Below are 14,084 nucleotides of genomic sequence, written 5' to 3'. Positions count from 1 at the left end.
TAAAGTCACATATCACGTTTTCTCCTGTGCTTCACTGTGCGATTCAACTCTCGAATAAAGCAGCACACCGCCGATCGTCACGAATCCGCCTGCCACAGCCAGAATTGCCGGAATCTCGGCAAATAAAACCGCTGCAAATACGGCCGCCACCACCGGTTCACACAGCTTGGAGGCTGATACGAAGGATGGGGACAGGAATTTTAGACACCAGCTGAAAATACTGTGCCCAAGAAGTGTGGAAAATACCGCCAGTAAAAGTCCCACCACCACGGAAGCCGCGCCGTAACCCGTAAAGGAAAGGCCGCTTACCGCCGTGGAAATGCAGAGCGCCAGCGCACAGAACACGTATACAATGTACGTATAAACGGTCGTTGACATATGCTTTCTCGCCTCTCTGCCGATCAGTGTATAGACAGCGGAGAACACGGCCGCCGCCAGAGCCAGCCCGTCCCCGGCCAGATGATTTCCACCTGCGGAATAATCAGACAGCGCAATGAGCAGGCTTCCCGCTACCGTAACCGCAATACTGCCCACCGCGGCCTTTGAAAGCCGGCCTTTTAAGAACACGCAGAAGCCGAGTGCCACCCATATGACCTCGGTGCAGACGATCGCCGTGGAACTGGCTACCGACGTCTGGTTTAACGACTCAAACCAGGATGTAAAATGCAGTGCCAGGAAAATACCACTGACCGCGCAGAGTGCCACCGTCTTCTTATCCGATCCTATCAGTTCCCGCCTGACCTCCTTCTTTCCCAATACCACCGGAGTCATAAGCACCACTGTCCAGAGCAGCCGGTAAGCCGCTGTCACCACCGACGGTGCCTCCGAATATTTCACAAAGATCGCCGACAGGGATATGCCGATGATTCCGATCACAATCATAATCATGGGATGCTTTTCTAAAAACTTCATTTTTATTCTCCTTTGTGTCAAACCGTATGCTTCTTACTACCTTAAACGGAATTCATGATTTCGTCAAGTATTGTATGGTCTTTCGCTGGTCTGCCATCAACAAATCCATGGCTTTTCTGCTCACATAAAAGGGGCTGAAATCAATAATAGATTTCAGCCCCACACCTGCAAACGGTTTCTATATTAATTATCAAGATACATCTGCATCGGATAGGAAAGATACCGTAATTCCTCCAGCTTCTCCACCGTTACATATCCGGCCGGTGCATTTAATATAGTAGGAATTCTGTTGACCACAGTTGCACACGTATGCTCCACAGTCGCCGGTTTTGTTACATAGAAAGTGGTATCCGGCTCGCCGATGATCTTCCAGTCACACATATCTCCGTCATCTGGTCCGTAAACCTTACCGATACACTGTGTCTCGATCACCGGTCCCTGGAAGGTTTCCGTCGTAACGACTGCGCTCATGCCGATGCAGTTGCCCTTCGGAATCGTCTTTCCAAGTGTTGCGGAATAGAGGTCGGTATCATAGAAATACGGTACACATTTCTGGCTCTGAGATTTGATGGTCCAGCCCATCTTGTTGCACAGCGCCTCGTTGGAGTTCCATACGTAAGCCGGTTCCAGAGTCGTCGGATGAGCGATCTGGGCTTCAAACTCTTCCGGTGTGAGTCCTGCTCCGTGAGCTTCCGCCAGGGCCAGACCGTAATCTTCCACGTTATAGCTTACCGCGCCCTCGATCTTATCGATGCGGTGCACGCCGCCTGCTACACAGCCGATCATGTTAATCCAGTAAATATCCTGCATACCGGCGCCTACGATGGTACAGCCGTTTTCTTTTGCAAGCAGGTCCAGTTTATTGGTAATGGAGGAAGCGGTTGTCCACGGATAGATCGCTTCTTCACACGTAGTCACAACGTTAATGCCTCTGGAAACACACTTTTCAAAATGAGAATAACAGTCATCCATGAAACTGAAAAGCGTCACTACCGCGATATCAGCGTCGCACTCGTCTAAAACTGCATCCGCATCGTCTCTGATTGTCACACCAATCTTAAATCCCAGTTCTGCGAATTCGCCGACATCCATTCCAACTACTTCCGGATTTACGTCGATAGCACCTACGATCTCCGCGCCCTTCTCGTATAAATAACGCAGGATGTATTTTGCCATCTTGCCGCAGCCATACTGTACTACACGAATCTTCTCATAATTCATCATAAAAACGCTTCCTTTCTTATAAAAAGTCGACAGTTTCAGGGCCATGCCCCATTTGCTGGTTTCATTATAAAGCTTATATACGGTATCAGGTCAATTGAGCAGTATCACCAAATCGGATCTGGCTGAAATGCCGGATTCATGCGCAGTTTCCGCGGTCTTACCCCATACGGATCGGCACCTGAAGGCGCAGAAACATCCCGCGCTCCGTGTAATCCAGAGGCATTTCCACAATCACCTCGCAGATATAGTCTCCGGTCACAGTATAATGCTTCTCTTCGATCTCTGCCAGCAGCCGGTCGATGTACTCCTTTTCCTTCTCAAACCGGTCACAGTAGATGCAGAGATAGGGGCTGGGCGGGATCACCGTTATGAGTTCCTCGTCCACGTACTCCCGGTCTACGAACACGAATACCTCCGCGGAATAAAGACGCCGCTTCATGAAATTCTCTCTCCGCAGGATGGTACCCGCGTTGGCAAAGAAGAACGGCGAGATGGCGTGGGCCGCCATATCCTCTTTCAAATCCCGAAGAATCCGCTCATACTCGTCAATTTCATAGTCATAAAAGTTCACATTCGTGTTTTTTACGTACATCTGGCGCTTTGGAATATATTCCAGCACAATCGAACCGTCCGGCGGAGCCGCCTCATACCGCTCGTAACTGTCCAGGGTCCGCTCGATCGCCCTTTTCTGTAAATTCAGCTCCTCGATTCTGCGGTCGATGGCATCCCGGTTTTCCACCAGCAGCTGTTTTAAACGCCCGGTGTCCCATTTTTTCATATGGACCCGGATTTCCTTCAACGGCATCCCCAGAGCCTTCATATACTGGATCATATCCAGCTGGGCGCTCTGGCGGATGTCATAATAGCGGTAGCCGTTTTTTTCGTCCCGTCCCAGAGGAGAGAGCAGGCCCTCCCGGTCGTAAAGCCGCAGCGTCTGCTCCGAAATATGGTTCATTCTGGCCATCTGGCCAATCGTCATTTTTTTCACATCCAGATTTGTCAGTTTTATCATTTTTCACAATCCTTATTTAAAAATTACGCCGTGTTCTATCTTTATTATACAAAGCAAACCTTATACCTGCAATAATGTTTTTGATATTTTTCTGACAATCTTTATCATATCTGTATTTGCATGGATTGGAATCCTACGACTGGCTGCAATGGCTTACTCGCCTTGATCTACGGAATATATTGGCCTCGATGCACAAAATATATTCGTCTCAACTCACGGAATTTATTCGCCTCGACGCCCTGGCCTCGACGTCCTGGCCTCCCGTCAGTCCGCCGGTTCTTTTCTCAGCTGCCATAAAGGAAATGGCGGCGATGCCAGCGGCCGCATTGCGATGGACAGGAGCAGCGTTGTGTTATCGGCGGCGGCCACCGGATCAGATGATAAGATACCACAAGATCGGCAGCGGTGAATGATCTCCCACCGTCCATCCTCTCTCGCCCACACACCGACTGGCTCCAGAACACCTCTGCATAGCGATGCCCCATCTCCCGGCCGGTCCTCATCCGTGTGAACGCCGGACAGACAGCCAGGACAATGCCTGCTTTTTTCTCCGTCCAGGTTCACTGGGGAGCCGCATACCTGACAGCGGCTGTTTGCCTTTGCTGCCGATTCTGCACTTCTTGCTCCCTCTTCTTCCGCTCCCGCTTCTCCTGCCCCCACTTCTTCCGCCTCACCCGGCCGGAAAAGCGGCGCATACAATGGCTTCATTGCAATCTCCATGAGCAGATACAAGTTATCATCCGCGGCAATCCGGTTCGAGCTTAGGGTTCCGCAGGATTTGCATCTGTGAATGACCGCCCATTCGCCGTTCTTTCTCACCCACACGCTGACGGGTTCCATTATCCCCTTACAGAGCGACGCCCTGTCTCCCGGCTGGTTATCGGCATGAATGCTGGTCAGGCAGTGCGGACAGTGGTTGCGGTGGCTGCTTCCCGCGTCTTCCGGTGCGATCAGCCTTTTGCAGGCCCGGCAGGTAAATGTCTCCGTGCACGGTTCAATTCTGTAATCTGCATTTCTTCCTGACTTCTGCATTTTCGAGATGCTCTTGTGCCACTGGCGTTTTTCCTTCAGATAGCCGGCCTTATCGTCGGCAAACCTAGCTTCCGTAAGCAGCTTCAAATAGCTCTCCCACCGTTTTGCAGGAAGTTCGCCGCTTTGGATAGCCGCCTTGACGGCACAGCCCGGTTCCCTTTGATGGCGGCAGTCATTGAATCTGCAGCGCCCAAGATACTGTTCCACATCGGCGAAGCTCTGCCCCAGCCCTTCTCTGACATCCCACATGCCAAGTTCCCGCATCCCCGGTGTATCAATAATCATAGCTCCATTCTTTAAAAGGACCAGCTGCCGGTGACTGGTCGTATGTCTGCCGCGCCCGTCTTTTTCCCGGATCTCTCCCGTCTCCATAATCGCTTCTCCGGCGAGGGCATTGACCAGCGTCGACTTTCCTACCCCGGAGGAGCCAAGAAAGACTGTAGTCCGCCCCGGCTTCATATACTTTGAAAGTTCGGAAATCCCCTGGCCGGTTTTCGCACTGACCGCATATACATCGACACCGGCTGCTATTTTTTCAGCCGCTAGTACGTGGACAGCAGGGTCTTTTACTTCGTCCGCCTTCGTGAGAATCACCGCAGGGGTCGCTCCCGACTGCCATGCCAGTGTCAAATACCGTTCCAGCCTCCGCGGATTAAAATCCCGGTCCAGCGCCTGCATGATAAAGACATAATCAAAGTTTGCTGCAACGGCCTGTTCCCCGTATCCCGACGAGGACGGATCCAGACGCGCAAAATACGTCTTTCGCGGAAGCGTCTTTAATATCAGACTTTCACTGCCCTCCTGCCAGTTTACGAGCACAAAATCCCCTGCGGCGGGGACATTCTCATTACCTCCGTAGTATTCTCCCGTCTTTAAACGAGCCAGTCCCGTTCCCCTGTCACAGACGATTTCAAAATGGGAGCGGTGAACTGCTGTCACTCTGGCGGGAATTCCTGTCCCGCAGTCAATCGTATCCGCTTTCTGGTATCCATATTGTTCTATATTCATTTCTGTCAGCCTCCGTATTACTTCGTTTCTCATAAAAAAATCCATTCTCTCTCATTGTTTTTCTCCTTCTGATGCTCGTAACTTTCCTCAAAACAGACGCAAAAATCCCGCGGAAACAAACCTTCCAGTCTGTCTCCGCGGGATTATTCTGTCATGCCGCCCAATTAAAAATGGGTACAAAAAAAGACACGCCAGACGTGTCCTGCAAAGCGCACAGCGCGACAGTATTCACGAAAGGTAGTGGATCACGCCACAAAGACACCGGTATTCTCTCCGGTTTCCTGCTGCGCTCCGCAGTATTCTGTTTTAGAGGAAAGCTGCCTTTTCTACCGATAACATGCACTACACTCCTTCTAATCTTCTTTCATAAGAATTATTTTTTTCATCATACATGATATGATGGGAAAAAGCAAGGACTTTTTGGATTCAGTCCCTGCTTTACTCCCTGTTTTTTACGCAATCCCATTCAACTCCTGATACAAGTCCTTCGCATAACTGTCCGTCATCCCGCACACATAATCGGTAACCAGCAGAAGTCTCAGATACAGCTTCTCCTCCTCGCTCTTCCCATCCGAACAGATAAAATACAGCTTCTTGTAATTATCGGAGATGAGCGAGACCAGTTTCTCCTGTACCGCGCTCTGTTTTCTTCCCGTATCGAAATAAAGCACCGCGTCCACAAACTTATCCAGGAGGAAATTGAAAATAGTCTCCGCCGCAATTTCCAGCTTCAGGATCGGTTTGGACACGAACGCATACCGGTAGGCGATGTCTCCCAGCGCCTCCATAAGAAGCTGCGCATCCGTCCCCGCGGTCAACTCCATCTTATACGTTCCCGCCATAATCTCTTGATAATTGTTGGTAAAGCCTTCCGTGGCCCCGCCGATCATCTGCCCCTGCATGGTGACCACCCAGTTCTGGACCGCATATAAATCCGGGCGGCTGTAGCCCTTACTCACGGCCCGGTTGTATTTGTCCGTCAGCCATGACACCATATCGCGGTACCGTTCATTCTGACTCTCTTTTTTATACTCCGTCAGCTCCCGGACCAGCTGCTCGAAGGTCAGGCAGTTCTTCTTCACCGCATCCTCAATATCCGCAGTGGCATAGGCAATATCGTCGGCCGCCTCCAGAATAAATGCCAGCGGATGTCTGGCCCCGTTCGTCCCGCAGGAAGCCTGAATATCGTCAAATGCCTCCCGGTCAGCATAGAAATACCCCATCTTCTTCGTCTTGATGTTTCCGCTGTGCTTATCCACCTCCAGAGACGATCCCGGATACTTAATGATAGAAGCCAGAAGCGCCTTCGTTAGATTCATGCCGTGCTCGTCCACCAGGAAATGCAGCTTGGTCACCACACGGAGCGCCTGGGTATTTCCCTCAAAATGATAGAAATCTTCCACCATCTGGCGGTTCAGCACCTCGTCAAGCGGCCGCGCCTCCTCCTCCCCGTTCCTCTGAAAGCGCAGCTCGGGAAGCCTCCTCTTAAACCAGTCCTGAATGGCGGTCTCTCCAAAATGCCCGAAAGGCGGATTTCCAATATCGTGAATCAGCCCGGCACACTGTAAAATATCGCACATGGCCAGTGCGTGCTCCGGCAGAAACGACTCATCCTTAATCACGGTCCGGATGCTGGCGGAGATGTTCTGTCCCAGCGACTTTGCAAATGACGATACCTCCAGCGAATGTGTCAGTCTGGTCCTGATAAAATCGCTGCGGTCCAGCGGAAATACCTGCGTCTTATCCTGTAGACGCCGAAATGACGCGCTTCCGATGATGCGGTGGTAATCCTTTTCAAACTCCGTCCTTAAATCCGTTCCCGTCGGTCTCTTCACCAGACTCCTGATTCTGTCCTCACATAACAGTGTGCTCCATTCCATGGTATACCTCCTAAAAAAATAGCCACCCGCCGGCAGGCTCAGTGACTATTTTTGTTGATTTTCCGTAACAGTTCAGACATCCGCCGTCTGAACTGTTACAATTTCCAACTTCATTTCACGTTTCCGAAATGAACCTTTTTCTGCACTTATTATAATCGTATACAGAATCAGCTGTCAACTCTATTTCAGGATCTTCCTGCCGCCCTTTCTTCCGCCGCACAGCGCGGAGTGCGCATCCCCCGGAGGTTTTTTATTTCGCAGGCTGTACCTTACAATGAAATAAAAAAATGAGCGATGCCGCCGCCATGACCGCAACGGTTCCGGCTGCCGCCGGCCATGATACTTCCATGAGTTTCACCATAACCGGCGTTGCAAAGAATACCCCCGTGTAGTACAGCAGGTTTACAACCGCCATATAGTAGCCAACTGACTCCTTTCGCTTTGCGATGGCGGGCACCATGCAGAAGATGGAGGTCATCACAAGTCCTCCTGGGAATACAGCGCTGGCCAGCACATGAACCACGTACGTTCCGGGTGTCAGGATCAGCATGGTGAATCCGGCAATAACGGTTCCCACGGCCCCGGCCATGGCCACGCGGCAGGGATTTCCGGTCTTTTCCGCCAGAATTCCGCATACGATACAGGCCGGAATGCCAAACAGGCCATTCAGGCTGGAATAGAAGTTGGCCTTCTCCGGCGCCAGATGGTAGTAGCCGGTAAAAAGCAGCGGATAACAGGTGATAAATCCAAACAGGATAAACGCCATAAGCATCTGAGCCGCGCCCAGACTCATGAGACGCTTGTCCCGAAACGCTTCACGCACCATATCTCCCGTGGACGACGCGGCCGTATTACCATCGTTCTCCCGGTTCCTGCTTCGGTCCGGAATTGGCTTTTCCGCGGGGATAAACGCCAAAACCAGTATAAGATCCACAGCCGCCAGCGCTGCGCCGATCCACCACAGCGTCCTCACATTCCATCTCTTAACTACCATCAGAGCGCCGTTCAGCGTGATAAAATTGCCGACTGCTGCAAACGTATTGAAAATTCCCGTGGCGGTTCCTGCGCCGCCGTGGGGAAACCAGGTGTTGATCAGATCGATGCCAACCATGATGATCATGGCGTAAGCCACACCTTCCAGCAGCCTTCCGGCCATCAGCAGGGGATAGGCCCCTGCCACGGCCCCCACTGCATTTCCGGCAAACAGACAGGCCATTAAAAGGAGCAGAAGACGCTTTGCTCCCATCCGCTCCATCAGAGCCGCTCCGGGTATCGCCAGCACGATGCCGGCGACCGTGAAAAATGACATCAGTCCGGCGGCAGCGCCCATGGAGATGGAAAAGCCCTGGGCCACCTGCGCCATAACTGCCGAGACCTTTAGCTGGGACACGCTGACGGTCACGGCGCAGCACTGGAGGATCAGAAAACGAAACCATGGATTCTTCTTCATAGCCGCCTCCTAAAACCGGTAGATTCCGGTTTCACCGCACAGAATATCGAGGGCGATCCTGCATGCCCCGTATGCCGCGTCACGAACCGCCACAGTCACCGTCACATTAGAGTATTTCTCCAGAAATCGTTCCGAGTTCAAAATATACGGATTTTTCACGATAGCGCTCCCCCATGCCCCGACCGTGAACTCCGGTTCCCGCCAGATTTCAAGCTTCTGCACCACCGAATCCGCCAGTTCAAAGGTCAGCTCCGCCTCAGTGCGGGTGATTTCCCCGGCATTTTCATCGCCTTCCCGCAGTGCCTTCATCACGACCGGTCCCAGTTTTAAAAAGCCGGTGTTCTCCCGTTCGATTCTCTGGCAGATGCGGATTAAATCCTTTGGCCCGCAGATTCCAACCTCCTGATTCAACAGGTCGTAGAGCAGCGTTCGCTCTTTCCTTCCATCCAGGACGCGGCTCATGTACTCCAGCGCTTTCAGATTCAGCCATGCGCCGGAGCCCTCGTCCCCGAAGATGCAGGGAGGCCATCCGCCGCTGCGCTCCGTCCTGCCGCCGCCATTCCGCCCAAATGCGATGGAGCCGGTTCCTGAGATCACTACGACGCCCGTTCCTCCGGTCACCGCATAGAGGGCCACCTCCGCATCATTGACACACAGGGCAGGACAGGAAAATCCCGGAAGCAGCCGGTAGATCTCCTCCACCTCCTGCCGGTCCTCTTCACTGTCAATGCCGGTGGTCCCGCAGACGATCGCCCGGCAGTCCGCTTTCGCCAGCCCGGCCTGACCGATGCACCATTCCAAATTGTCCTGAATGGTGCGAACCGCCTCATTTCTGGAAAAACGGTACAGCCCCGCCGGATGCCCTTCGTACTCCGCCAGTTCCTTTCCGTCCATTCCCACCGCTTTCACGAGAAATTTTGTTCCCCCAGAGTCAATTCCTAATACGTAATCCATATCGTCACCTTATTTACCATTCCTGTATTTTGTTGGACAGAGCGCTGTATACTCGTCATACAGGGGCGACCCATCCACGATGCCTAGATATCCCTGGACCACAGCGGCAAGGTACTGGGGAATCACCACGATTTCGAAGACTTCCGTGTACATGGCTCCCGTCTTTCTGATCCTTAACGTCTTTTCGTCTGAATCCCCCTCCTCGTCGGTAATCAGGAAGGTGTATTCGGAGTACTTGCTCTGACACTCTGCCAGCCGCTTGAAACGCTCCCGCTCTCCCAGCTTTCCTGAGAGAAAGAGAAATGCTCCCGTGTGATCGTCCACCGCGAGGATCGGGCCGTGTAAATACTCCTCAAACTCATAGCTGAATGCAGGATATTTAATGGTTTCCAGAACCTTTAAGCAGCCTTCCTTTAATGCGGCCGCTCCCGTTCCATGGCCGATAAAGATGTACTTTTCAATCTCCTTAAGCTTCTCCTTATGATCGGCCGCCCATCCGGAAATGGCCTCCATATTGTACCGCATATGGGATATCCCTGCTAAAAGTCCGGTGCGGACAGCAGCGTATCTCTCTTCCCCGATGATCCCGACGGCCCTCGCCGCCTCCATGGCCATCAAGTACAGGATCATGACCGACGCCGTATAGCCCACGGTCTTCGGTCCTACCGGCTCTTCCCCGCATCCGATAATCATGTGGTGAGGGCTTCGCGCCGCGATCTCACACGTCTCTTCCCCCGTAACCGTAATATACGGATATGCCGCCATCTCCTCCATCGCCTTTAAGGTGTTGGTCGAGGAACCGCCCTGAGACAGAAACACCAGCAGCGGCCGTTCTCCGCGGATATTATGTACGTAGGACGACGGCATGGAAATCACATCGATATCCAGCATCTCTTTCATAAAGGAGACTGCCGTTTCCTCCGCATTTAAGGAAGTGCCGCTTCCCACCAGATATAAGTGGGTCGGGCTGACCTCCTTATACAGCTTTACGAAGTTCTCCGTAAGCGGCAGGCTGTTCTTTAAACACGCCTCCAGGACCTCCGGCTGTGTCTTCCAGTATTCTACAATATGCGCATTGCTCTCCATAATGGGGTTCTCCTTTATTAAATAAGATTTAGATCTTTCGCTTTTCTTAACGCCAGTATTTTGTTGTTCACATCCATTTTCTGGTAGATATTTTTGACGTGGTACCGCACCGTGGCGATGGAAATATAGATCTCACCGGCGATTTCCTCGTGGGTATAGCCCTCGTCCAGCAGCTTTAAAATCTCCAGCTCCCGGTCCGTCAGCGATACCTCGCAGGCGTGAAAAAGCTTCAGCTGGCTGCTGTACCGCCTGCAGGCCTCCAGCACCTCCCGGATATAGGGATTCTCTTCCCGTTTTAACAGCGCCTCCAGCATCAGCCTGACATGGCCCGTATTCTCGGCAAAAGGCATGATGAGATGGTCTTTCTCCGCCAGCTTAAGCGCTTCTTTCAAGATCTCCTCGCCCCTGGGGCGGCTCTCTAAATAGCTCTTCGTCACAGACTCATAAATCATGAAATAAATCCGGATCAGGTGGTACTGGAACGGCTTTAAGAAGGTGGAAAAGGATTCGCAGAGGGAGTCCAGTTCAATGTATTTTTTTCCCAGCAGGAGGCATTTTCCATAGACCACATAGAAAAATCCGGTTCCCTGAAAGAGGAAATTTCCCTTTTCGATATCCCCTTTCCTGATCCACTCCGGAATGCTGTCCACCCTTCCTAAGCATCCGTTAATATAGGCGCCGCACAAATCAAAGGTGGTGTTTAAAACCGGGTTGTTGGCCGCGATCACCTCGTCCTTTAACGTGCTGTTTGAAAGGATCCGGTCCCTGCTGCTCCCCTGTATCAGATTCAGACGGTCCAGCACCAGCTTGGAAGAAATCATGATGCCCAGCTGCTCCGCCGCCTTCGCCTTAAAATACGCCTTATAGGCGTGAAGCTCCGCCTGCTCCCATGCTCCCGTCTCCAGCGCAGCCTCGGACGCAGCCAGCGAGTCGCAGCCAATTCCGCAGCCGTCGGTGGATTCCGCAAGGCTCATACCCTGGGTACAAAAGGCGTCCCGCACCTCCGCCACACTTCCCTGCTCTTTCACGTATCCCATCAGCATACAGGGAAGACCGTAGGTAAATTCCGTCTCCTTGGTCACGATGCAGGAACATCCGCCGCCGAAATATTCCGCACCCTTTCTGGCATATTCCGCCATGACCGCGATGTCGTTAAAGGAAATCCGGCTCCGCACCATGCAGATTTCTCCCAGAACCATTTCCCGCATCTCATCCCTGCACTCAGAACCGCGGCAGTATTCCTCCAGCCGGTCGAGGCAGAGCTTTACCCGGGGAATGTAGTTGCGCTTCCTGTCCATGGCACAGGCCAGCAGGTATTTTAAATAGGCGAACGGATACTGGTAGCACAGCTCCTTGCCGGCCTTTTCAAACACCTGGCGGATATTTCCGCTGCTCCAGATTCCCTTATCGTTCTGAGTATCCTGGTTTAAAATGGAGAGAATCTCCTCCAGTTCTCCCGCCCGGTACAGGCATTCAAAGGCTTTGGAGTACTGGCCGTCGGCCAGCAGCCACTGCCCGCTCTTTCTGTAAACCTCCGTAAAATCCACCCGGTCGATCAGGGCGCGCTCGTAGATGTAGTCTCTTAATATATTTCTCAGCCGGTACGTGTGGCCGGATTCATGAAAGACGAAAAATACACTCTTGCTGATGAGCATTTCGAAGGCGTCGTAAAGCTCCGAATTATCCAGCACTGCGGCCGCCATGCGCTTCGTAAAGGATGACAGGACCGACAGCCGCCACAGAACCTCCTTTTCCGCCGGGCTTAAGTCATGGTAGAAGTTCTGTTCGATAATGTCATCGGCAGTGGCACTCTTGCCCACGGGAAGTCCCTGCTTGATTCCCTTTGCGGTGATATAAAGCATGGATTCCCATCCGTCGGTGATCTGGTAGACCCGCTCCCTTTCTTCCTCGCTCATCCGGCATTCCATGAAATCCAGGTACTGGAACACCTCTTCCCGGTTGAATTTTAAGGATTTCTCCGTGATAGTGAAGCACAGCTGCTTCTGGTATAAATCCGCCGCATCCAGTTTTGCCAGTTCCCTGGTGATGAGCACGATATGAAGGCCGGAAAGCCGCTCCCGGACGATGGCCTTTATCAGATCAAACACGCTGTTTTCCTCAATTGTGTGAAAATCATCGAATACGAGAATCAGATGGTTTTTATAATCATAGTCCATGAGAACGTCTAAGAGCGCGTCGGTTTTAAAGCAGTCATAGGGAAATCCGATGGCAGAAAACCGCGCCGCCAGGTCCTCATTCACCTCGTTTAAGGCATCGCACAGTCTCGCCCACAAATAGTCGGCTTCCCCCTCCGAGCCTGCCAGGGAGACCCAGACGCAGTCCGCCTCAGTGGTGTCTAAATACTCCCGCACCGCCACAGTCTTTCCATATCCCATGGGGGCGTGAACGATGGAAAGAGGATACCTCTCGATATTCTCCATTTTCACTAATATTCGTTTGCGTTCAATATATTTGGAAGCCATATCATTTCACCCGTTTCAGTTTCCAGCCCATGGCATTTAAATACCAGCAGGCATGGGGAAGCCACTGCTCCGCCCATCTCCAGTTGTCGTCACATTCCGCAGTGGGGGCCATGATAAATTCAAGCCCCTTGTCATCCGCTTCCCGCGACGTGATTCCGTTACAGATTCCCCCCGGACTGTTCATGAAATCATACTGGTTCCGGAAGAAATACTGAATGTTGTTTCTGCCAAAGCCGTCGATCATACAGCTGTCGAAGGGATTGCATCCCATGATCCAGTCCAGCTGGTGCCCGGCAAACTTACGGAGCGCACCGGACATTTCCCCCGCTTCCTTCTGCCAGGAAAAACGGAGTGCCGCCGCGGCCAGAGATGCGATTCTGGCATTTTCCCCCTGCCACCAGGGCGCCGCCTTCGTATCGTGAGGAAAGAAGTACCGGCTGGTCTCTGTCTCCCCCATCTTCTGTGTAAATGCCGCGTATCCAAACGGTTTCCCACTGATGGAAAGCACATGGACAAACGCCTGTGCCACCAGGTCCATCGCCTCTTTTCTCCGCATTTCCTCCGGTTCCAGACTGCCGTATTTCATCATGGCAATGAGAGGAAATCCCTCATCAGAAGGATGGAAATACAGTTCTCCCTCCCTGGCCGTGAACCAGACGCCCTGCTCCATAGAGACAGCGCTGTCCTTCATCCCGCGGAAAAATCGTCTGCACGCCTCTAAGTATTTCTCAGAGCCCGTGGTCTCATACAGCTCGGCTGCCGCCGCCAGGGCACAGTACTGATCCAGGAAATTCCAGGTTCCGTCGCTGGAATACTGTTCGTTGTGCTCCGTCATATACTGAAAGGACTCTTCCGCCGCCTGCAGATACCTGCCGCAGGGATACTCCCCCGAAGCACCGTTATGCCGGGCAGCAGAGGCCAGCACCGCGGCCGCCAGTCCGGCTCCGCTTCGCATACACGTCTCATAATGCTTCTCTTCAATGGTCTCTGCCAGGTAGCTTTCATCCTCTTCATGCCCGCTGAACCGGAAATACTCATAGTCC

The 14,084-nt window shown here is 52.4% G+C and carries 10 protein-coding genes; all 10 read right to left on the bottom strand.

Going from position 1 to position 14,084, the window contains the following annotated elements; translation table 11 throughout:
- Positions 1 to 12: 12 nt before the first annotated feature.
- The gene (locus ACLTD4_RS20255; RefSeq protein WP_117621266.1) at positions 13 to 912 is read right to left on the bottom strand and encodes a DMT family transporter; all 900 of its coding nucleotides are present in this window, start codon (positions 910 to 912) and stop codon (positions 13 to 15) included.
- Between the two features lie 183 nt (positions 913 to 1,095).
- Positions 1,096 to 2,136 (bottom strand): dihydrodipicolinate reductase, encoded by a 1,041-nt coding sequence (locus ACLTD4_RS20250; protein ID WP_117621358.1) that lies wholly within the window; start codon positions 2,134 to 2,136, stop codon positions 1,096 to 1,098.
- Between the two features lie 157 nt (positions 2,137 to 2,293).
- On the bottom strand, positions 2,294 to 3,148 hold the full coding sequence (locus ACLTD4_RS20245) for a MerR family transcriptional regulator (protein WP_172683608.1): 855 nt from the start codon (positions 3,146 to 3,148) through the stop codon (positions 2,294 to 2,296).
- Positions 3,149 to 3,412: 264 nt separating this feature from the next.
- A complete protein-coding gene (rsgA, locus tag ACLTD4_RS20240; RefSeq protein ID WP_117621359.1) occupies positions 3,413 to 5,188 on the bottom strand; it encodes a ribosome small subunit-dependent GTPase A in 1,776 nt (591 codons plus the stop codon).
- Positions 5,189 to 5,640: 452 nt separating this feature from the next.
- On the bottom strand, positions 5,641 to 7,068 hold the full coding sequence (locus ACLTD4_RS20235) for a deoxyguanosinetriphosphate triphosphohydrolase (protein WP_055653834.1): 1,428 nt from the start codon (positions 7,066 to 7,068) through the stop codon (positions 5,641 to 5,643).
- A gap of 250 nt (positions 7,069 to 7,318) precedes the next feature.
- Entirely contained in the window at positions 7,319 to 8,518 is a 1,200-nt protein-coding gene (locus tag ACLTD4_RS20230; protein ID WP_117621267.1) for a CynX/NimT family MFS transporter, read from the bottom strand.
- Positions 8,519 to 8,527: 9 nt separating this feature from the next.
- Entirely contained in the window at positions 8,528 to 9,472 is a 945-nt protein-coding gene (locus tag ACLTD4_RS20225) for a BadF/BadG/BcrA/BcrD ATPase family protein (RefSeq protein ID WP_412331512.1), read from the bottom strand.
- Positions 9,473 to 9,481: 9 nt separating this feature from the next.
- Entirely contained in the window at positions 9,482 to 10,558 is a 1,077-nt protein-coding gene (locus ACLTD4_RS20220) for an SIS domain-containing protein (protein WP_029466834.1), read from the bottom strand.
- A gap of 17 nt (positions 10,559 to 10,575) precedes the next feature.
- Positions 10,576 to 13,041 carry a helix-turn-helix transcriptional regulator gene (locus ACLTD4_RS20215; protein WP_117621269.1) on the bottom strand — a complete coding sequence of 822 codons (2,466 nt, stop codon included), beginning with the start codon at positions 13,039 to 13,041 and terminating at the stop codon, positions 10,576 to 10,578.
- A 1-nt stretch (position 13,042) separates the two neighbouring features.
- Positions 13,043 to 14,084: glycoside hydrolase family 9 protein (locus ACLTD4_RS20210; protein WP_412331511.1), on the bottom strand; the 1,042-nt coding region annotated here is incomplete at its 5' end.

It is taken from the genome of Hungatella sp. (assembly GCF_046966825.1).
This window is presented reverse-complemented; position numbering and strand designations above follow the sequence as displayed.

Bases quoted from the DNA above. Each gene is read 5' to 3' on its own strand.
- ACLTD4_RS20255 (WP_117621266.1), bottom strand. From the start codon at position 912: ATGAAGTTTTTAGAAAAGCATCCCATGATTATGATTGTGATCGGAATC.
- ACLTD4_RS20250 (WP_117621358.1), bottom strand. From the start codon at position 2,136: ATGATGAATTATGAGAAGATTCGTGTAGTACAGTATGGCTGCGGCAAG.
- ACLTD4_RS20245 (WP_172683608.1), bottom strand. From the start codon at position 3,148: ATGATAAAACTGACAAATCTGGATGTGAAAAAAATGACGATTGGCCAG.
- rsgA (WP_117621359.1), bottom strand. From the start codon at position 5,188: ATGAATATAGAACAATATGGATACCAGAAAGCGGATACGATTGACTGC.
- ACLTD4_RS20235 (WP_055653834.1), bottom strand. From the start codon at position 7,068: ATGGAATGGAGCACACTGTTATGTGAGGACAGAATCAGGAGTCTGGTG.
- ACLTD4_RS20230 (WP_117621267.1), bottom strand. From the start codon at position 8,518: ATGAAGAAGAATCCATGGTTTCGTTTTCTGATCCTCCAGTGCTGCGCC.
- ACLTD4_RS20225 (WP_412331512.1), bottom strand. From the start codon at position 9,472: ATGGATTACGTATTAGGAATTGACTCTGGGGGAACAAAATTTCTCGTG.
- ACLTD4_RS20220 (WP_029466834.1), bottom strand. From the start codon at position 10,558: ATGGAGAGCAATGCGCATATTGTAGAATACTGGAAGACACAGCCGGAG.
- ACLTD4_RS20215 (WP_117621269.1), bottom strand. From the start codon at position 13,041: ATGGCTTCCAAATATATTGAACGCAAACGAATATTAGTGAAAATGGAG.